Source organism: Microcystis sp. M_OC_Ca_00000000_C217Col, from assembly GCF_007095585.1.
Taxonomy (GTDB): domain Bacteria; phylum Cyanobacteriota; class Cyanobacteriia; order Cyanobacteriales; family Microcystaceae; genus Microcystis; species Microcystis panniformis.
The window spans coordinates 1-19796 of sequence record NZ_SFBV01000327.1 but is presented as its reverse complement, the minus strand read 5'-3'; the positions used below and the strand labels follow the sequence as shown (position 1 = coordinate 19796).

Below are 19796 nucleotides of genomic sequence, written 5' to 3'. Positions count from 1 at the left end.
TCTTAAAATGATGTTGTCGCATAACATATTTAAAAGCATTTCGTAGTCAATCCACATTTTCAGGTTCACACAAAATTCTGTGACGATTGTATGTCACAACTGTAAAAAAATAAGTGGCTTTAGGTGTTTTTGCTCTACGGTATTGCATCAAGTTAGAATAACATTTATTGGATTGGTGTTTACGCAACTGGCGTTGGGTTTCGTGCCTCAACCCAACCTACCAAACTGTTTATTCTCTCCTTAAAAAAGTGATTTCTGCGTCATTATTCAGTAATAGATAAATGCTTTAAAATTTTAACAATTTGTTCTTCTGTGCGAGTTTTACGCTCAGATAATACTGCTAATTGATGATAATAATCTGCCTGAACTTCGTAAAAATTGGATTGGGCTGCCGCAATTCTGCCCAAGTATTGATATAGCTGGCCACGTTCTGCTCGTCGTTCTTCTCTATCTGCTGCGATCGCCTCTCGCTCAGTTGCCATTGCATCGGATAAAACCGCAATAGATTTGGCATTAGACTCAATTAGTTGTTTCAATTGATCATCAGTCATAAGCTAGTGTAGAACGTAGGTCGGGTTGAAGCATGAAACCCAACGCCCGCTCATGTTACGCTACCGCTAACCCATCCTACAAATAATTCTGCCTCCCTACTTACTAAATCTGTTGAGTATAGGTTACATATCAGGAGAGACAAAAGGCAATTTAAATGCGCGGGCAGCTTAGAACTTACCCGAACAAAAGCCCCCAGAAAACATCACTTTCTAGGGGTTTAATTACAATTGACGGAAAACAAACTTATAGGGAGGTTAACCTCCAGCCACAGCCGGAACGATACTGACTTCATCGCCATCTTTTAAGGGGGTTTGTGTCCCATCGAGGAAGCGAATATCTTCACTGTTGACGTAGAAATTTAAAAAGCGTCGGGGTGCGCCCTCTTCATCGCATAAGCGGGCCTTAATACCAGGGAAACTTGCTTCTAAGGATTCGATTAAACCACCGACACTACTAGCACTACACTCGATGGTAGCCTTATTTTCTGTAAATTTTTGCAGGGGAGTAGGAATGAGAACTTTTACAGCCATAGATATCAAGGAAAAAGTGGAAAGGACGGTAAGCTGCGCGCGAATTTAAATTGCTTGTGGAGATGAGGCAAGGGAATAATTGCCCCATCATCCCTGAGCATCAATTCTAGACGAGAACCTGTTGCCATTCGAGGCGTTCGAGGGTGCGGGAACGTTCTAGGGCCCGTTCAAAACTTTCTAATTTCGGTTCGATTAACAGGGGTTCACCGATATAACCCTGTACCGCTTCTTGGGTTTTTAGACCATTACCGGTGATATAAACGACCGTGGTTTCTTCGGGGTCGATTTTACCCGCTTCTACTAATTTTTTCAAGACAGCGATAGTCGTACCGCCCGCAGTTTCTGTGAAAATGCCTTCCGTTTCTGCCAAAAGTTTAATACCTTCGATAATTTCGGCATCGGTGACGGATTCAATATTACCGCCGGTTTTACGCGCAATATCAAGGGCATAAACACCATCGGCGGGATTACCAATAGCGATCGATTTGGCGATAGTATTAGGTTTAACTGGGGCGACAAAATCCCGTCCTTCCTTGAAAGCTTGGGCAATGGGGGAACAACCCTCCGCTTGAGCGCCACTAAAACGCACTGCTTTATCTGCCACCAAACCGACTTTGACGAATTCTTGGAAGCCTTTATAAATCTTGGTAAAGAGGGAACCACTGGCTAAAGGTGCGACAATATGGTCGGGGAGTTTCCAGCCTAATTGTTCAGCCACTTCAAAGCCTAAAGTTTTGGAACCTTCGGAATAGTAGGGACGCAGATTGATGTTGACAAAACCCCAACCGTAGGTATTGCCCACTTCTGAACAGAGACGGTTGACCTGATCGTAGTTGCCTTTGACTGCCATTACCGTGGGATTATAGATTAGGGTGCCAAGAATTTTACCCGCTTCTAAGTCGGAGGGAATGAAAACACAACAGTCTAAACCGGCGTGAGCGGCAATAGCGGCGGTGGAATTGGCCAGATTTCCCGTACTAGCACAGGAAACGGTGGTAAAACCTAATTCTTTGGCCCGGGTAAGGGCGACGGATACCACTCTATCTTTGAAGCTGAGAGTGGGCATATTGACGGCATCATTTTTAATGTAGAGATTTTTTAGACCCAAGCGCCGGGCTAAACGGTGGGATTTAACTAGGGGAGTCATACCCGTACCCACATCGATGGGATTTTCACTTTCCACCGGCAAAAAGGAACGATAGCGCCAGATGGAATTGGGACCTGCTTGAATGCTTTCTCTGGTAACGGTGCGACGGATGAGGTCGTAATCGTAGTCCACTTCTAGGGGGGCAAAGGTTTCTTCGCAGATATTCAGCGCTTTCAGAGGGTAAGAAGTCCCTCCTTCCTTAGAAACCAAGCGGGTAAAGGTGGGGATGAATTTTGAGGTTTTGATGTTTGTCGCTAGGGTCATGATTTTCCTGTCTTGCCGTCAACTGAATCTATAAGCATCCTATCACCGGCAAAATCTTGGTGTCAAATATACCCGACAAAAATAGTCGGGTATAAATTTATACAAAAAATAGGTGATATTCTGGGGAGCAGCAAGGGTTAAGGGGAGAGAGTTCGGCTGCCGTGTCAGGAAACTTCGGGGTAGTTTTAGGTCAAAAAAAGGACTAGGAGAAGGGATTTAAGTTTTTTAGGAGTATATAGGCTATTTACTGCCAATTTTATCGAAATAAGCTCTTATTTTTGTTTAAATAGCTTGAAAATGGCGTGATTAACTGCGTTTGCCAGAAAGTTTCTCGCTTTACTCAGGATGATTGTCAAGAAAAGTGACAAATTATGTGATTTTGTTGAGAAATAATAATTTTTTCTGGACTGCCCAATAAAATTGACCATTTCTGATTGAGAGAACGTAGGTTGGGTTGAAGCATGAAACCCAACGCCCTCGTCTCACACTTATCTGAAATGACTATAATTCATAATTCATAATTCCCAGTCTCCTTTTTAAGCTTGTTGTCATCATTCTCCTGAATCCTGACTACTGGCTCCTTACTCCTCACCTAACGGAAGATTTTTGATTTTTGCAAGAGATCTATTAGACATCTGCTTTTTGATAAAAAGTTAAGGTAGTATTGCCGTAGCGTTTTTGACGACAAATGGTTAAACCTTCTAGATTAATTGCTGGCCAAGATTTGGGATTATGTTCCACGGCAATTTCCCCCAGAGAATCTAATAAATTAGATTGAGAGATGGCAGTTAATACCGGTAAATATAACCCGCTTTCGTAGGGAGGATCAAAATAAATTAAATCAAAACTTTTCCCCGCTAAAGTGGCTAACTTTGTCAGTACATCCCCCCGAATTACTTGAAATTGCTGGTGAGAAGTTGCTAAATTGCGCCAATTTTCCTTAATAATTTCGCCAGCGCGTCCTGATTGTTCAATTCCAATTACTAGACTCGCACCTCGACATAAAGCTTCCGCACCCATCGAACCATTACCCGCACAAAGATCCAACCAACGACAGCCAGATAATTTCTGTTGCCAGATATTAAATAAAGCTTCTCGCACCCTTGCTGTAGTCGGACGGGTTAATTGTCCTGCTAGGGTTTTTATGGGACGATTGCCGTAAATTCTCATCGGTTAAAAGGCAAATTCAGTTAATCTTTTTTGTAATAAATCAGGAAAAAGGGCATAGTATCTTTGATTGAGAGGAGAAGGATGGGGGAGAGGCAATAAAGTCACTTTTTTTTGCTGTTTTAATCCCTGTTCATCGGTAGCGGTGAGGGTAACTAGCAGTTTTTTGGTAAAGCGTTCTTTATCAAGATAGAATTTATCTACTTCTTTGGGTTTACCGTAGGGTTCAAACCATTTAAAAGCTTCCGTGCCAAGGGTGATGATATGATCACCTTGCCAATAAAAAACGAGCAGTTTTTCTATAAATGGACGAAAACGATCTTTCACTTCCCCAGAATAAGCTTTATTACCAGGGGGTTTGTAGGGAACTGTATTAGTTAAGAAAATTCGATCGCACACCGATAATAGCTCTTGACGATCATGGGATTTTCTCCCCTGCCAAGCTTGAAAAAATCCCTCTCTTACCATTCTACCAGCAGCCCCGATCAAAGGTTGTCCTGCATACACTTCATCTCGTCCTAAATCCCGGCCAAAAAAGCATAACTGACTAGCAAGATTACCAGCATACAAAACTGGTTCAAAGGGGTCTTTTTTTGCCTCTTGGTAAATTAGGGTATCGATGGGAAAATCCTCTTTTTTTGCCTCTTGGTGTACCTGTTTAATTAGGGTTTTAATATCGGTCATTTCAGTTATCAGTTATCAGTTATCAGTTATCAGTCATCAGTCATCAGTTATCAGTTATCAGTTATCAGTTCACTGTTTACTGACCACTGAAAAAAGCTTCTCCCCACACCCCACACCCCACACCCCACACCCCACACCCTACACCCTACACCCTACACCCTACACCCCACACCCTACACCCCACACCCCAATTCACTCCTCGGTGCGATAGCCAAATTCTGCTAAAAGTGAGCGAGATTGTCGCCATTTCGGTTCTACCTTCACAAATAACTTTAAATATACCTCCCCAGCGATTAACTTTTGAATAGCCGATCGAGCGGAAGAGCCGATCGCTTTTAACATACTGCCATTTTTACCGATGACGATCCCTTTTTGGGAAGCTCGTTCCACGTTAATGGCGGCAAAAACCTTGGTTAAAGCGGGAGTTTCCTCGACGCGTTCAATCACCACCGCCACAGAATGGGGAATTTCCTGACGGGTTTGCAGTAAAATCTGTTCGCGGATTAATTCGCCCATAATAAACCTTTCCGGCTGATCGGTGACTAAATCGGGGGGATAGTAATAGGGACCGACTTCGAGGGAATCAGTTAACAGATTTTGCAGTTCTGCGATTCCCGTCCCCTCCAGTGCCGAAAATTTCAGCAGAGACCAGTTATTTTCCGCCGCTAAGGTGCGATAACTATCGTCGATAGGCTCCGGGTCTTCCGGTTGCTGATCGGCTTTATTTAGCCCTAAAATCGTGGGAGTTTGGTTTTTAGTCAGTAAATCGGCAATATAGCGATCGCCACCACCCAAAAAATTACTACTATCGACAACAAATAAAACTAAATCTACAGAATTTATGGCTTTTTCAGCATTTTTAACTAAAACTTTGCCCAATTCGTGATGGGGCTTGTGAATCCCGGGGGTATCGACAAAAATCATCTGGGAGTGCTCGCTGGTGACAATGCCGCGCAAACGGTTGCGGGTAGTTTGAGCGATGGGGGAAGTAATGGCGATTTTTTGTCCCACTAATTGATTCATCAGGGTGGATTTGCCCACATTAGGACGACCAATAATACCAATAAAACCCGATTTAAAACCAGTGGGTGCGATGGGAATTACTGCCGAATCGAGATTAACGGCTTGGGAGTTGATCAAATCGTTCATAATTAAAGAATATTACTTAAAAAATATTTTTACCCATGCAAAGGATAATTTTGTTCTTGTTAGTATTGATTCTAGGCTGTAGTAACCATTTAAAATTGTCTATGGCAGGAAATTTAAGCGATCGCTTAACTAATTATCCTCGCTGGATGACTAAACCAGTGGTTAGTTTTGCCAGTGGAGATTTAGTTTATCCCGATTGGATGGTAGGCAATTGGACTGTCACCAGTACCCTAATCGATTTAACCGCTCCTCTTGCTCCCCAGATTATCACACCTGGTTTTGAAAGTAATCGTCGTTACCTAGAACAATCGATCGAGTTTCCAGTGAGATTCATTGAGAAAGCTATGTCCAGACCGATAAATGCTGCCTTTTTATCCACCATTATCAGTAAACCATCAATTGTGGCCGATCGATCCTTTAATGGTTTAGCAATTAGTCGCGCCTATTTAGGTAATCAATCGGTATTATCGGTAAAAACTGACCCCAATAATCCCAATCGTCAGATTACCTTTTTACGGGGCGCTCATCAACTAATTTCCACGGTAATTGCCAGAAATAGCGAAACTCCTAGCCGAAATCAATTTATTGCCACAGAAATTAGTCAACAAATTTTCCGGGGAGAAACCAATACTTATCTTAATGAGGTGGAAACCACCACCTCCTATCAGTTATTATCTCCTAATAAAATTCTAGGCGATCAGGTGACAGCCATTTATCTTTCCCCCCAATCTCCTGATTATTTCCAAGCGCCGAATCGTCCTGTGGCTTTGTATCGTTATCGCTTACAATTGCTGAAAGATTAATAGAACTCCTGTAAAAATCAACAATCTTCCCTTAGATGAGGAGACAGGAGGAGAAAAAAGACAAGAGACAATCCTAGCCATAAAACCTAAGATTATGTCCAAAAGGAATTAAGAGAACTTTCCCGGACCTAGTTTTCGGACTTTATTGAAGGACTTGGGGACGATTTGCTTGAATACTCTTAATCCCTCCTACAGCAGATGTTATGGCCTTTTGTCAACGGGGAAGTTCAGTTATACTGCCTTTTACTCGGCCAAGAAAGCGAGGCTCCCACCGCCATTAATTGCTCAATGTGAGCTAAGTTTCTTTTTCTTGAATTGGTCTTTGATGGGTTTGTAGGTGGGGTTAATCGTCTAGTTGTTCAACCTTTTTAAACACACTATTTCTCTGAGGTAATGTTATGACTATTATCATAGGTATAGGTTCTTCTGCAGCAGGATTAAGCACTTATCTTGCGACTTTAGCTTATCATCAAAAACATCAGGTAAAATCTAAAAAGGTTTTATCTTGTCAAGTAACACCGAGTAATCCGTCTGCAAGAAACTTGAGTTATAAGGCAGAAAACATTTTAAAAAAGCAATTGATGTTAGACGTAACACAATTTGAAGGTAGCTTTTGCTATCATCCTTTCTATCGTTTTACTATTACTCTGGAAATAAAAGGATTATTTTGGGCTAAAAATACAGAAGAAGTTTCATTTGATATCTACGATATGCCAGATAGTCTCTTGAGAGATATTAGAAAGTTTTCATCATCTCATAGCTTCACAGAATATTATGATGATTTATTTAGTGATATAGGTGGATATTTCTTACCAATAGATGGAACATCTCATCGAGAAGATGAGGTATATGCTAAGTCTTTAGAAAAATTTACTACAGATTTAACACAGCGTAACCCTCAAGGTTGTCGTATCGCTTTTACTGTCACGAAATGTGATTTATCAGAACTTTGGGTTAATCGAGATTATCCTCGTGGTCTGGTGCAAAGACGCTTTCCTAAAATGTATGCAATCCTAGAAAATTGGACTCAGGAGGACAAGGGAAAAGTTGAATATTTTACCACTTCATCCTTCGGAGTATTTGGTAAATATTGTGAACCAAATTCAATTATTCAATCAAAAAGTAAAGAGGGAACATTGGCCGTGATTAGAAATCCTCAAGAATGGCAACCTTTTGGCCTAATTGAACCCTTATATTGGTTATGTACGGGTAAAATGCTATAATTATTGTAGGAAAAATTAATATTGCTTGCCCAAAAAATTATTGAGTGATTCGGGAAAGTCTGAAAATGAAACGCTATCAACTTCTTCAAGAAAAACGAGAGAATATTATAAAAATTGCTCGAAAGCATGGAGCATTTAATATTCTAATATTTGGATCAGTTGCCAGAGGAGAAGACAGCAATGACAGTGATATTGACTTTTTAGTAGAAATGGAACAAGGGCGCAACTTATTAGATAGAATTGGTTTAATTCAAGACTTAGAAGATTATTTAGGCTGTAAGGTTGATGTGGCTACTATTAACAGTTTACGAGATTGTTTTCGGGAAAGAATCATGAAAGAGGTGATTCCTTTATGAAGGATGACTTGATTTATTTAGGTGATATTTTAGATAGAATTGAACGAATCGAATCTTATACACAGGAGGGAAAAGACAGATTCTATCAATCTTTATTAATTCAAGATGCTGTGATTCGCTGTTTTGAAGTCATTGGAGAAGCTGTTAAACAACTCTCTCCTGAGATCAGAAAAAAATATCCTGAAATTACTTGGCGTAAAATTGCAGGGTTTCGAGATATTTTAATCCATAGCTACACGGGAATCAATGTAGATGAAGCTTGGGGAGTTATTAAAGATAATTTACCTAAATTAAAACAACAAATTCAGCAAATTATTGCTAATGAAAATAATTAAAATCAGTTGACAACATGGAGGTAAGACCTAAGCGATTAGGCATTTTTTTGGTCAAGTATCAAACCCATTCAGCCACTATCCTTAAAAAGATAGCGTGGTGAGGATGTCAAAGAATCATCAAAAATAGCAGCGGTTGCCCCCTAGTTCTATAATCAGATCACGGCTAATTTGATTGGCTATCGATCCTATTCATGTCTATCTCCCCACCCCGTTCAGGTTACACTTTACCGGTTTTTGCCTGTGCCAGTGCGATCGCATCTCTCCAGCATCTCCACGGCGAAAATGAGCTAAATTCCGTTACTTTTAATCTTTTAGAACCGCCAGAAACCGTTACTATTGCCATCGAACAAGTTGCCCGACTGAACCCCGATGCTGCCCTAGCCATCACCCGCAGCGATCCGGGGGATAATTTAGATTTAACTAGAAATACCCCTATATGGGCGTTAGTAGAAATAAAGACGGGTAATCAAGAGATAGAGATTCAAGGCGGCGAAGGAATCGGCATCCAGGTTGATAATAGCGGAAAATCAGCTATCTATAGTTATGCCCAGCGTCTCCTGCAAGAAAACCTCAGACCCCTGTTACTGCCCCAAGAAAGCCTCAAAGTGACGATTATCCTTCCAGAAGGCAAAAAACTGGCCACAAGGACTTCTAACGCCGCTTTTGGGGTGGTAGAGGGGTTATCTTTGTTGGGTACCACTGGCATTTCCCAACCCCTGAGCGCTCCCGGACAGTTGGAAATCTTTCGCGAGCAATTAAAAAATTTATCCCGTCGTTTTGATCGCTTGGTGTTTTGTATCGGGGAAAATGGCTTAGATTTAGCCCCTCAAATGGGTATTAATCCTGATATTTTGGTAAAAACAGCCAATTGGATCGGGCCGATGTTATTAGAGGCACAATTACAGGGAATCTCTGAAATTCTTTTGTTTGGTTATCACGGTAAATTAATTAAACTTGCCGGGGGAATCTTTCAGACTCACCATCATCTCGCCGATGGTCGTCGGGAAATTCTTACCGCCTACGCCGCTAAAATGGGTTTAGCTACCCCCCATCTCCAGCAAATTTTTGACAGTAGCACCAGCGAAAACGGTCTGGAATATCTGCGTCAATTAGACCGGCAAACGGGCGATAATTGGGTGGAACGCATCTATGGAGAAATGGCTAATACGATTGATCGCCGTTGCCAAGAATACGTTTATAACCACAGTAACGGTCATCTTGGGGTCGGTTGTATTTTATTCGATCGCTCTCGTTCTTTGATCAGCAAAAGCGAAAATGGCCTTAAATTTTTGCAGAATCTACAAGTTACCCCCTAGTGACCGTGCTATGATCGTGGGACTATTTAGGGCTTGCTGAAAAAGCGATGAAGACGCAAGGTTTTGAACGACGATTCTCTCAAAATCTTGCACCTGTTTCGCTCGTAAAGCCCCAAAACCCTTACTTTGCCTACATTTCACATTTATTCAGCAAGCCCTATTTAGTCTTAAAAAATGAAACTAATAAGGCGATACTATTGTAGCTTATTTCCAGAACAATAGCCGATTTAGTTTACAAAACTTTAACCTTTTCCTGCCAGTTTCTTTTTTTGATCGCAGTGACAACTCAAACCCCCCTTCCTACCCCTCAAGAGACTTTGCCCTCAGAGTCCTTCACTAATAGCCTTAATCGTCAAATAATCATCATTCTTGACTTTGGCTCCCAGTATTCTGAATTAATCGCCCGCAGAATCCGGGAAACGAACGTTTACTCCGAAGTTCTCTCCTATCGTACCAGTGCCGAACAATTGGCCCAAATCAACCCGAAAGGAATAATTCTTTCGGGCGGTCCCAATTCCGTCTATGATCCTGGAGCGCCTCACTGTGATGCCGAAATTTGGAATTTAGGTGTACCCATCCTCGGAGTTTGCTATGGGATGCAGTTGATGGTACAGCAGTTAGGAGGTAGGGTGGAACGGGCAAAACGGGCCGAATACGGCAAAGCATCCCTATTTATCAACGATCCTACCGATTTATTAACCAATGTCGAGGACGGTTCCACCGCTTGGATGAGTCACGGGGATTCCTGCGTGGAATTGCCTGCGGGTTTTGAAATTCTCGCTCATACCGATAATACCGATTGTGCGGCCATTGCCGATCACGAGAAAAAACTCTTTGGAGTGCAGTTTCACCCGGAAGTTGTCCATTCTGTGGGAGGAATCGCCTTAATTCGCAATTTCGTCTATCATATCTGCAAATGCGAACCCACTTGGACTACGGAAGCTTTTGTCGAGGAATCGATCCGAGAAATTAGGGCAAAAGTGGGCGATAAGCGAGTTTTATTGGCTTTATCCGGCGGTGTGGACTCCTCTACCTTAGCATTCCTCTTGCATCGAGCGATCGGTGATCAACTAACCTGTATGTTTATCGATCAGGGATTCATGCGTAAGGGTGAACCAGAACGATTAATGCAGATATTTAACGAGCAATTCCATATCGGAGTCCAGTATGTCAACGCTAGAAAGCGATTTTTAGCGCAGGTTGCCGGTGTCACCGATCCCGAGGAAAAGCGCCGTCGTATCGGCCATGAATTTATTCAGGTGTTTGAAGAAGAATCAAATCGTTTGGGACCCTTTGATTATCTGGCCCAAGGAACTTTATATCCCGATGTGATTGAATCGGCCGATAGTAATGTGGATCCCAAAACCGGGGAAAGAGTCGCGGTTAAAATTAAAAGTCATCATAACGTTGGTGGACTGCCGAAAAATCTCCGGTTTAAATTAGTCGAACCCCTGCGAAAATTATTTAAGGATGAGGTGAGAAAATTAGGACGATCGATCGGTCTTCCAGAAGAAATTGTTCGTCGTCAACCTTTCCCCGGCCCTGGTTTAGCGATTCGCATTTTAGGGGAAGTCACCGCAGATAAATTAAATATTTTGCGCGATGCAGATTGGGTAGTGCGCGACGAGATTAATAAGCAGGGAATGTATCACGATTTCTGGCAAGCTTTCGCGGTTTTATTGCCTGTCCGCAGTGTGGGAGTAATGGGAGATCAACGTACCTACGCTTATCCTATTGTCCTACGTTTAGTCAGCAGTGAAGACGGAATGACTGCCGATTGGTCGCGGGTTCCCTATGATTTATTGGAGACAATTTCTAATCGCATTGTCAATGAAGTTAAGGGAGTTAACCGCGTGGTTTATGATATTACTTCTAAGCCCCCCGGAACTATAGAATGGGAGTAGTATTGAATTATTGATTGATTATTAGTCCCGTCCAAATATTGGGGCGGGATTTTTGCAGAATAGACAATTGAGGAGATTAATTACTACCATGGCACAGTTAGAGATGTGGGAAGAAATAGAAGCGGTGGATTTTGCCGGAGAAGAAGATATTGCAGGAGAATCAGCAAACCAAAAAAAGCTACAACTCAAAGAAATCTCCGACACTGTTGTTGCCAGCAGTGATTGGACTACCGCAACGATCCGCGATCAATTAATTCGAGAAAATATTCAACTCAATCCGCGCTTTCAAAGACGAGATGCTTGGAATATTACTCGTAAAAGTCGATTTATTGAATCCCTAATTCTAGGGTTTCCAGTCCCACAGATTGTCTTAGCTACTAATAACAAGGAAAAAGGGAAATTTATCGTTCTTGATGGCAAACAACGCCTACTAACAATTTTACAGTTTTATGGTGACAGTGACACACCTAATAATAGTTTTACTTTAAAAGATTTAGAATTTCTAGATAATCTCAATGGCTGCCAATATCAAGATCTAAAAAATGACTTCAATTTAAATGATTTCTTAGACCAACTGGATAATCAAACTATCCGCACGATTGTTATCCGTAATTGGAAAACGGAGAGTTTCCTCCATAAAATTTTTCTGCGTCTCAATGTGGAAAATACCCCTTTGTCTTCTCAAGAATTAAGACAAGCATTACACCCAGGAGGTTTTATTAATTTTTTAGATGATCGAGCGATCGAAAGTCAAGCATTAAAGAAAATATTTAAATCTTCCTATCCCGATTTCCGGATGCGCGACACTGATATATTATTGCGTTATGTAGCTTTTCATTATTATTTATCCGATTATCGCGGTGATCTTAAAAAATTTCTTGATAATGCTTGTGTTTCGCTTAATGCTCGATGGGATCAAAACTCAGAAGAAATCAAAAATATTATTGATCAATTTGAAAAAGCTGTCCAGACAACGATTAATATTTTTGGAGAGAAAAACTTTTCCCGTCTCTGGCTGCCTGAATCGGCAACTTATCGAAGTCAGTTCAATCGAGCAATTTTAGATGTGATGGTTTTTTACTTTTGCGATGATCTAATGAGAGCAGCTGCCGAGACAAACAAAGAACAGGTAGAAGAAGCATTTAAAAGTTTATGTCGTACTGCCGTTGATCGATTTAAAAATGCTGTATTAATTAGTACAAATACTAAACAATCAACCTATGATCGTTTTCATTTATGGGGTCAAGCTTTATCAGAAGTATTAGATATTAACTTCAATATTCCTCAGATGGAAGACAATCGTATTATTTTTAAGGGGTTAAGATAGTTGTTTTTTTACTATGCCGAAATCTCTAAGATTTAGACAACTAACCAAAGAATTAAATCGACTCAAAAAACAATTCCTACCTCGTAAATTCAGCGAGATAAATGACTATTCTGAAAGACAATTAGCTTTAACTTTTGCCTATCGAGTTTTTGCTCATGCTGAGATTGAATCTTATCTTGAAGATCGAGTTTGGGATACAGTACAGACAGCAAAAAATATCTGGGATAATCAAGGTAAAGCTGGTCGAGTTTTGTTATGTGTAATCGCTTTTTCTGGTCAAGAAATGGAAAATCCTCCCGATACCATTACTCCTCTTAAAGGTAACAAAAATGTCTCCCTAGACAAACTGAAAATAACTAAAAAAATTGACATAGCGATTAGATGTTTTAAATCAGTTATCGATCAAAATCATGGGATTAAAGAAACTAACCTATTAAAATTACTCTTACCAATCGGCATCGATAGTGATGACTTAGATAAAGTTTGGTTAGCCAATATGAATACTTTTGGAGAAGAACGCGGTGAAATCGCTCATTCTTCGGCAATAAAAACTAAACAACCGCCTAACCCTGCCGACGAATTAGAGAGAGTTAAACAAATTATTCAAGAATTAGAGAAAGTCGATCAATTGATTACTAACTTGCTTAAGTAATTGCCCTCTTAATAAAATTTAAAGTGTTAATTATATCAGAAATACAGTATAATAAAAGGCAGAGAATAGAGAGCTAATCATCAAAGTGAAACATAGACCAATTGCGATCGATTTATTTGCCGGCTGCGGTGGGATGTCCCTTGGTCTAGAAGCGGCGGGATTTGATATTGCTGTAGCGGTGGAGTTTGATGCAGTCCATTCCTTGGTTCATCATTTTAACTTTCCCTATTGTCAAACTATCTGCCGGGATATAGCCAAAGTAACAAGTAGAGAAATATGGGAATTATTAAAACTAAAAGGCTATGCCACCGATGTTAGTTTAATTGCTGGTGGACCCCCCTGCCAAGGTTTTTCATTGATTGGTAAACGACAAATAGATGATCCTAGAAATTCTCTTGTATTTGAATATCTGCGGATTGTAGGGGAAATTAAACCCAAGTATTTTATCTTTGAAAATGTCCCCGGCATGGCTACGGGTAAACACAAACAATTTTTAGAGGAGTTAATCTCTGAATTTGAAGCTATTGGCTATACAATTAATCAGCCAATTAAAATCCTTGATGCCAGTGAATACGGGGCCCCACAAAAGCGCAGAAGATTAATCTTAATTGGTAGTCGAAAAGACGTGACGATGGCTAAATATCCTTTGACAAAGACCGTCGATTTAAACCCAGCCAAAAAATCAGCTTTTACCAGCGTCTATGATGCGATTTCAGATTTAGAATTAATACCAGCCTTTATCGATACTGATTTAGGCATACCCGCATCAAAATTAGATTATAGTGGTAAGAGGAAAAAATATTCAGTGCAGCCAAGGGATATTTTTAAACTTTGCCATCAAAGAACAGTAGATATAAAAATCTATGGACATATAGGCTCAGTTCATACCCAAAGATCAATTGATAGATTTATCTTAACCGAACCGGGTACAGTGGAACCAAAAAGTCGCTTTTTCAAGCTTTCTCCTACTGGTTTATGTAACACTCTCCGGGCCGGAACTAATAGTGACAAAGGAGCCTATACTGCTCCTAGACCCATTCACTATTCTATTCCTCGTTGTATTACTGTACGAGAAGCCGCCAGATTACATACATTCCCCGATTGGTTTCAGTTTCACCGCACAATATGGCATGGTTTTCGTGAGATTGGTAATGCGGTTATTCCGCTATTATCGAAAGAACTTGGCTCTTCTGTGATGGGAGCAATGAATATTAATACCGCTAATCTCAACCGAGTTATTTTAGAAAAAATGCCCGAAGACTTATTGCTATATAATATGTCTCAGGCATCAAACTATTGGGGAATCCCTGACGATGTTATCCCGAAAAGAAAACGAGGTGTCTCTCAGAGACAGTACGATTAACTGCCTATCGAACTTTAAAAACCTGCTCCCATCTTCTCACTCCCCCTAGACTTTTTCAACAGAATTTACTATCATTTTTATTATTCAGGAACCGTCCACCAAGCGAGAGCAAAAGCTTGTTCTTTCTCATTAACTTGTTGACGATATTGAACCCGAATTTTATAGTTTCCAGAGATGGGGACAGGACAAAAAATATGCTCTAAACTATCACTATCACTCAGGGAAGCACAGGTGTATTTAGCATTATTATCCTCCTGGGCAGGTAAAAGATAAACATCTAAATTATTCAGTCCGAGATCCTGGAAACTTTCATCGATATCATAGAGATTATTGCGATTAGTATCGATTAGTTCTACCAAACGATCCCAAGCTAAAGTTATCGAAACAAAACTATTAGCTTTTAATGGCTTCTCTAGGGCATAATCTTGATAACTATTAGCGGTAACTGTAGCGTAATCCCAACCAATGGCAGGAATAGATTCTGTGGCTGACCATTGACCATTACTAAACTGTTGGTAGGTGCGAAAAGTGTTAAGATGTCCCGTCCCCATCTGCATATCTAAAGGAATTTTCGGGTCTTTATAAGCATCGGAGTCTAACCAAGTTTTTTGATCCTTAGTTAAGACTGTCCGTCTCATACCTAACCGTAAACCATCCCCCGTATCTTTAATTTTATCGGCAGCATTAAGCATGACTGCCTTCATCACTTGATGATGACGAGAATCGACACTCCAATGGGGATTTTTTTGATTAATTTGTTGATCGCCGTATTCTTGTAAAAGTGCCACCGATGCCGTAATATGAGGGGCGGCGAAACTGGTGCCACTAACAGTATTTAATTTACCTTTGAGGTCATAAAGCTCTATTTTATTGCCAGGGGCAACTAAATTAATTGAGCGCCGCGAACCATCATTAATTTCCCGTTTAATTAAACTGCGACCAATACCCACCGGCAAAGCACTAATATTAGCAAAATCAACTTTAGTGAATTTTCCTTCTCTTTTGGCTGTATAAGCGGTAGTAATGCCGTTAAAATGATCGGTGGGAATGGGAATTCCTCCCTTACCTTGATTACCAGCAATTACATAAAGAACATCATCAACTCGCGATGACCAATCAACACATTGAGTTAATAAAGCTTGACCATCTAATTTTGGTTCCTGTCGTTGATCTCTTTGCAAAGATTCCCCAAAACTAAAGTTAATCGCGCGGACATCACCGCTATTTTGTCGGGCAATATTTTGACTAGCAAGACATTCTTCCGGTTGTCCACCGCGTCGCAAAGAACCCACCGCCCCCGAATATAATCTCGCTTTTGGGGCCACTCCGGGGATTTTTTTATCATCACTGACCATCACCGTTGCCACCATAGCGGCGTGATTATCTAGATAGGTGTTGGGTTTGGCAATTTGATTGCGAAAAAAAACACCAGCTAATTTATAGGGAGGCTGCCAAGCTGCCACTTTATCATAACCGAACTGCGCCGGTCGGCCGATTTCCACTTGACCGATGGCAATTTTTCGCCCTAATAAATTATAGGGTTCCGCCCGCAAGCGATCAGCATAAATTCCCTGTTCACCGATGGAATTAGAAAGAACCAGGGAAGGAAGCAGAATTATCGTTACCACTAACCCGACGACAAACCAAAACCCTCTTTTCATCATCAGCAATCCTGCGGTGATAAGGTGATACCAATCCATTCTAAGACAGAAATCTCAGGAGTGAATCTCACATTTGCAGAAATACCGACAATCAGCAATTATTAGTAACTCTTAAATTATTACAGATATATCAGCAGCTGGCTGTAAGCATCCCACCGAAAAGCTAATGCGCTCCGGGGTTTGGGGGCGGCGCCACGCCCCCAACGGGGGGTTTGGGTAGGGTTGATTCATGAATCAACCCTACGATGAATCAACCCTACGATGAATCAACCCTAGGATGAATCAACCCTAGGGGTTTGGGGGGTAGAACCCCCCAAAAGCTTGGATTGAGTGATAAAATCGAAAGTAATGCCCGACTTTAGCAGAGAGTTTCCCCTTAAAAATCCCAGATTTACAAAAATGAGATACACCCAATCTCAGAAAATACCAGAATCTCTTTTTTGGCTAGGCGGGATGGTAATAAAAAGCCACTGCCAAGATTAAATAGGTGGCTAGTAATAGGGTTCCATCTAACCAATTGGAACGACCGGTAAAGCTGATTAAATTAGTAACAATCACCGCTACAATCAAAGCCACCACGTTAAAGGGATTAAAATTTAAATCCATCGGCTGCTGCCAAAATTGACCGATAAAAACTAATAAAGGTGCCACGAATAAAGCCACCAATAAACTATCACCCATAGCCACGGAAACCGTTAAATCCATCTGATTTTTTAGGGCTAATTGAGTGACGGTAACTATTCCAGAAACATCGCTAATTAAAGGAATGAAAATCACCCCGATAAAGAGAGGAGTGAGATTAAATCCTTCCATCACCGATTCCACTACATCAACAAATAAATCCGACTCATAAGCTACAGCTACGGTGGAAGTAAGCAGCACAAGTAACCAAATCCAGACTTGAGCTTTTTCTTCCTCACTAACCTGATTGTCAGGGGTATTTTCATTACTTAATCCCACTTCGTAGAGATAGCTATGGGTTTTGAGGGAAAATAATAAAGTTAACCCGTAAACTATTAATAAAACCGTGGCGGTGACTAGGGAAAGACTGAGAATATCGGCAACTTCCACCACGTTAGAAGTATATATTACCAAAGTTGGTAAAGCGATCGCTATTACTGCTAAAGTCATGGAAGAACCATTTACCCGCGCTAAAATCGGTTTAAATTCCTGCTCTTTGTAGCGAATTCCTCCCGTGAGCATTCCCATGCCCATAAATAATAATAAGTCGCTGAGAATACTACCGGTAATACTGGCTTGTACGATGTCCACCAAGCCTTTTTTTAGGGCAATTAAGGCAATAACTAAAGTGGTAGTATTGCCGAAGATAGCATTAACTAATCCTCCCAAAGTTGGCCCGGTGACTACGGCAACTCTTTCCACGGCCGTACTTAACCAAATTGACAGGGGAATGATCGATAAAGCGGCAGTGATAAAAATAGCTTGATCTCCCCAATTAAGACGACTAGCGACCACCGATAGGGGAATAAATAATAGGAAAGCAAAGGAGACAATTTTTCTTAAATTCATGGGTTATTAATGGCAATTTCTCCCACCATTCCCGCTTCAGCATGACCTGGAATAGTACAGATTAATTTATACTTACCGGTTTTGAGGGGAACTATTACCCATTCTGCCTGTGCATTAGGTTTTAATTCTAGTTCGTGAATCGCCCCTTTAATCTCCACTTTTCCCGCTTCAACTTTCTGCGTCCAACTAGCATCGGCGAAGTCTTTAGCGGTAAAATAATGTTTAGTGGGACTGGGATTATCGAGGATTAATTTGTATTTTTGTCCAGCAATAAAGTCTAATTGACTAGGAAAGAATTTTAATTCTCCTTGCCCGGAGCCTAGACTAATTTTAACTTCTAGAGGGGCGGACCCGGCGAAGGCGGGAAAAGTTACTAACCAACAACTAATTAAAACTATTACTAATGCCACAAATTTTTGATAGATATACTGGCCAGCGAAGTAGGGATTAGAATTCATTTTGCTCCTCCAGCTGATAATAGAGAAAATCTGGCGGCTTTGACGATAATTTTACAACAAGTGGTGATTCCTAAGTGAGTGGGTGGAATTAAATATAAAATGAACGTAGGTTGGGTTGGGTTGAAGCATGAAACCCAACGCCCGCTCATGTTACGCTACTGCTAACCCATCCTACAAATAATTGTGCCTCTCTACTTACCGGCTCTTTTCCCTTCTATCCCTTAAAAGTCCCTTGGTCATGGTTAAAACCGCGGGACTTCTAGCCACTGTCAGTTAAATCGACAAAATTAATCTAAGCTATCGGGAGAATGGGGATAAAGTTGTTCTGCTTCCGGACAATCTTCCGAGACATTAATATCAGGATTCGTCCGCGACACCGATGCCAGTTTTCTGCTCACCGCACCGATACTTTCTAAACGCACCATTTCTTCCCAAGAACTAATCTCGTCTTCTTCTTCTGTTTCGTAGCGAATGGTGACGAGATCGCTTTCTAGATCGACAATACGGGCATTATCGATCCATCTTTGCTGATCGCGCAAGAAAATGCAGACTTCCTGACCATCCATACAGAATTGATAAATCTTGCGGTGTAACATAAATTGCTCCTAAACAGCTTCTTTTGTTGGATTCAACTAACGGGAAGTGACAAAATGCCAATCTCAGCAATAGCTCAAGAATTCCCGTGGGTAACACAAAAGGGAGAAAAATTCCGCTAGTAGTGGCAAGAATGGGAAAGGAAAGTCAGGTTTCCAGTTTGGGGCTACGTTCTTCAAAGACATCGATTCGATTAATAGACGGCCTCGGCGATTCACTAAAAAATCGCCCTTATAGAGTCATTGTGACATAAATTTTCACTTCCTAACAGTATTCCTGGATGGAATCGGGAATGAGGTTTAGGGATGAGGTTATGCCATTTTTCTTTATTCATGGCAGGTATCCTACTCCCCTCTTGCGCCCCTCCACCCCCCACATCGGTAGGGCAGGGGGAGTTTGGGGGTGAGGGCAATTAACCATATCTGCCATTACTTTTGAACAATGCTATCAGTACCGTCCCCTTTCCAACCCCGAAAAATAGCTATAGACGCTCTGCCATCTTGGCAAGTCATGGGGCATCGCTCGCCACTTGATTCCGTTGGCCGATAAATAAGTGGGTGGGTGGAATTAAATATAAGATGAACGTAGCGACTGTCTTGATTGTCAAGGGGTAACTCAAAAAACAATCAAGGAGTTGCTGTCGAACCTAAAATCTCAAGCCAGAAAAAAGCGCAGCAAAAACTAAGTCGCTCAGGTTAAACCAAAGCAAGCGCAACCCTTGATCAGAGATAACAAAAAGTGTGAATCTCTAGGAACAAGGTGGTAAATTGTCAGCAAGCTG

At 41.1% G+C, this 19796-nt stretch carries 19 protein-coding genes; 9 read left to right on the top strand and 10 right to left on the bottom strand.

What is annotated here, in order from left to right; translation table 11 throughout:
- Positions 1–263: 263 nt before the first annotated feature.
- From EWV66_RS20920 to era, 6 genes are all read right to left on the bottom strand, one after another.
- On the bottom strand, positions 264–551 hold the full coding sequence (locus EWV66_RS20920; protein ID WP_002789813.1) for a hypothetical protein: 288 nt from the start codon (positions 549–551) through the stop codon (positions 264–266).
- Between the two features lie 255 nt (positions 552–806).
- Positions 807–1082, bottom strand: a complete 276-nt coding sequence (locus EWV66_RS20915; RefSeq protein WP_052276690.1) for a MoaD/ThiS family protein — start codon at positions 1080–1082, stop codon at positions 807–809.
- Between the two features lie 106 nt (positions 1083–1188).
- Entirely contained in the window at positions 1189–2493 is a 1305-nt protein-coding gene (gene thrC, locus EWV66_RS20910; protein ID WP_002750866.1) for a threonine synthase, read from the bottom strand.
- A 627-nt stretch (positions 2494–3120) separates the two neighbouring features.
- Positions 3121–3663, bottom strand: coding sequence for a 16S rRNA (guanine(966)-N(2))-methyltransferase RsmD (gene rsmD / locus EWV66_RS20905; protein ID WP_052276689.1), 543 nt, complete (start codon positions 3661–3663; stop codon positions 3121–3123).
- 3 nt (positions 3664–3666) lie between these two features.
- Positions 3667–4344 (bottom strand): uracil-DNA glycosylase family protein, encoded by a 678-nt coding sequence (locus tag EWV66_RS20900; RefSeq protein ID WP_002789809.1) that lies wholly within the window; start codon positions 4342–4344, stop codon positions 3667–3669.
- A 192-nt stretch (positions 4345–4536) separates the two neighbouring features.
- Complete coding sequence (gene era / locus EWV66_RS20895; RefSeq protein WP_287107601.1) at positions 4537–5493, bottom strand: GTPase Era; 957 nt, start codon at positions 5491–5493, stop codon at positions 4537–4539.
- 35 nt (positions 5494–5528) lie between these two features.
- On the opposite strand from era, the gene EWV66_RS20890 reads away from it, so the two are divergent.
- The 9 genes from EWV66_RS20890 (at position 5529) to EWV66_RS20850 (ending at position 14772) form a co-directional block, all read left to right on the top strand.
- The gene (locus tag EWV66_RS20890; RefSeq protein ID WP_287107600.1) at positions 5529–6296 is read left to right on the top strand and encodes a DUF6816 family protein; all 768 of its coding nucleotides are present in this window, start codon (positions 5529–5531) and stop codon (positions 6294–6296) included.
- A 398-nt stretch (positions 6297–6694) separates the two neighbouring features.
- The gene (locus tag EWV66_RS20885; protein ID WP_287107599.1) at positions 6695–7519 is read left to right on the top strand and encodes a hypothetical protein; all 825 of its coding nucleotides are present in this window, start codon (positions 6695–6697) and stop codon (positions 7517–7519) included.
- 65 nt (positions 7520–7584) lie between these two features.
- A complete protein-coding gene (locus EWV66_RS20880; protein WP_052276687.1) occupies positions 7585–7875 on the top strand; it encodes a nucleotidyltransferase family protein in 291 nt (96 codons plus the stop codon).
- Complete coding sequence (locus tag EWV66_RS20875; protein ID WP_193960764.1) at positions 7872–8210, top strand: HepT-like ribonuclease domain-containing protein; 339 nt, start codon at positions 7872–7874, stop codon at positions 8208–8210. The genes EWV66_RS20880 and EWV66_RS20875 overlap by 4 nt, the downstream gene beginning before the upstream one ends.
- Positions 8211–8401: 191 nt before the next feature.
- On the top strand, positions 8402–9526 hold the full coding sequence (gene cbiD, locus EWV66_RS20870; protein WP_287107596.1) for a cobalt-precorrin-5B (C(1))-methyltransferase CbiD: 1125 nt from the start codon (positions 8402–8404) through the stop codon (positions 9524–9526).
- 278 nt (positions 9527–9804) lie between these two features.
- Positions 9805–11430 carry a glutamine-hydrolyzing GMP synthase gene (gene guaA, locus EWV66_RS20865; RefSeq protein ID WP_287107674.1) on the top strand — a complete coding sequence of 542 codons (1626 nt, stop codon included), beginning with the start codon at positions 9805–9807 and terminating at the stop codon, positions 11428–11430.
- A gap of 88 nt (positions 11431–11518) precedes the next feature.
- Positions 11519–12757 carry a DUF262 domain-containing protein gene (locus EWV66_RS20860; RefSeq protein ID WP_002741905.1) on the top strand — a complete coding sequence of 413 codons (1239 nt, stop codon included), beginning with the start codon at positions 11519–11521 and terminating at the stop codon, positions 12755–12757.
- A gap of 13 nt (positions 12758–12770) precedes the next feature.
- Positions 12771–13409, top strand: coding sequence for a HEPN domain-containing protein (locus tag EWV66_RS20855; protein ID WP_072925938.1), 639 nt, complete (start codon positions 12771–12773; stop codon positions 13407–13409).
- Between the two features lie 85 nt (positions 13410–13494).
- On the top strand, positions 13495–14772 hold the full coding sequence (locus tag EWV66_RS20850; protein WP_287107673.1) for a DNA cytosine methyltransferase: 1278 nt from the start codon (positions 13495–13497) through the stop codon (positions 14770–14772).
- 80 nt (positions 14773–14852) lie between these two features.
- Here the strand turns inward: EWV66_RS20850 and EWV66_RS20845 are convergent, their stop codons facing one another.
- From EWV66_RS20845 to EWV66_RS20830, 4 genes are all read right to left on the bottom strand, one after another.
- Positions 14853–16472: a S8 family serine peptidase gene (locus tag EWV66_RS20845; RefSeq protein ID WP_052276681.1), complete on the bottom strand. Its 1620-nt coding sequence runs from the start codon at positions 16470–16472 to the stop codon at positions 14853–14855.
- Between the two features lie 405 nt (positions 16473–16877).
- Positions 16878–17963, bottom strand: coding sequence for a calcium/proton exchanger (gene cax, locus EWV66_RS20840; RefSeq protein WP_012265049.1), 1086 nt, complete (start codon positions 17961–17963; stop codon positions 16878–16880).
- A complete protein-coding gene (locus tag EWV66_RS20835) occupies positions 17960–18421 on the bottom strand; it encodes a cupredoxin domain-containing protein (RefSeq protein WP_002789797.1) in 462 nt (153 codons plus the stop codon). The genes cax and EWV66_RS20835 overlap by 4 nt, the downstream gene beginning before the upstream one ends.
- 287 nt (positions 18422–18708) lie before the next feature.
- Positions 18709–19017, bottom strand: a complete 309-nt coding sequence (locus EWV66_RS20830; protein WP_002757875.1) for a DUF6679 family protein — start codon at positions 19015–19017, stop codon at positions 18709–18711.
- Positions 19018–19796: the final 779 nt, after the last annotated feature.

What these genes read in the sequence shown, in the direction of transcription:
- EWV66_RS20880 (WP_052276687.1), top strand. Translation starts at nt 7,585, where the DNA reads ATGAAACGCTATCAACTTCTTCAAGAAAAACGAGAGAATATTATAAAA.
- EWV66_RS20835 (WP_002789797.1), bottom strand. Translation starts at nt 18,421, where the DNA reads ATGAATTCTAATCCCTACTTCGCTGGCCAGTATATCTATCAAAAATTT.
- cbiD (WP_287107596.1), top strand. Translation starts at nt 8,402, where the DNA reads ATGTCTATCTCCCCACCCCGTTCAGGTTACACTTTACCGGTTTTTGCC.
- EWV66_RS20920 (WP_002789813.1), bottom strand. Translation starts at nt 551, where the DNA reads ATGACTGATGATCAATTGAAACAACTAATTGAGTCTAATGCCAAATCT.
- rsmD (WP_052276689.1), bottom strand. Translation starts at nt 3,663, where the DNA reads ATGAGAATTTACGGCAATCGTCCCATAAAAACCCTAGCAGGACAATTA.
- EWV66_RS20855 (WP_072925938.1), top strand. Translation starts at nt 12,771, where the DNA reads ATGCCGAAATCTCTAAGATTTAGACAACTAACCAAAGAATTAAATCGA.
- EWV66_RS20860 (WP_002741905.1), top strand. Translation starts at nt 11,519, where the DNA reads ATGGCACAGTTAGAGATGTGGGAAGAAATAGAAGCGGTGGATTTTGCC.
- EWV66_RS20915 (WP_052276690.1), bottom strand. Translation starts at nt 1,082, where the DNA reads ATGGCTGTAAAAGTTCTCATTCCTACTCCCCTGCAAAAATTTACAGAA.
- thrC (WP_002750866.1), bottom strand. Translation starts at nt 2,493, where the DNA reads ATGACCCTAGCGACAAACATCAAAACCTCAAAATTCATCCCCACCTTT.
- cax (WP_012265049.1), bottom strand. Translation starts at nt 17,963, where the DNA reads ATGAATTTAAGAAAAATTGTCTCCTTTGCTTTCCTATTATTTATTCCC.
- EWV66_RS20900 (WP_002789809.1), bottom strand. Translation starts at nt 4,344, where the DNA reads ATGACCGATATTAAAACCCTAATTAAACAGGTACACCAAGAGGCAAAA.
- EWV66_RS20875 (WP_193960764.1), top strand. Translation starts at nt 7,872, where the DNA reads ATGAAGGATGACTTGATTTATTTAGGTGATATTTTAGATAGAATTGAA.
- EWV66_RS20890 (WP_287107600.1), top strand. Translation starts at nt 5,529, where the DNA reads ATGCAAAGGATAATTTTGTTCTTGTTAGTATTGATTCTAGGCTGTAGT.
- EWV66_RS20845 (WP_052276681.1), bottom strand. Translation starts at nt 16,472, where the DNA reads ATGGATTGGTATCACCTTATCACCGCAGGATTGCTGATGATGAAAAGA.
- EWV66_RS20830 (WP_002757875.1), bottom strand. Translation starts at nt 19,017, where the DNA reads ATGTTACACCGCAAGATTTATCAATTCTGTATGGATGGTCAGGAAGTC.
- EWV66_RS20885 (WP_287107599.1), top strand. Translation starts at nt 6,695, where the DNA reads ATGACTATTATCATAGGTATAGGTTCTTCTGCAGCAGGATTAAGCACT.
- era (WP_287107601.1), bottom strand. Translation starts at nt 5,493, where the DNA reads ATGAACGATTTGATCAACTCCCAAGCCGTTAATCTCGATTCGGCAGTA.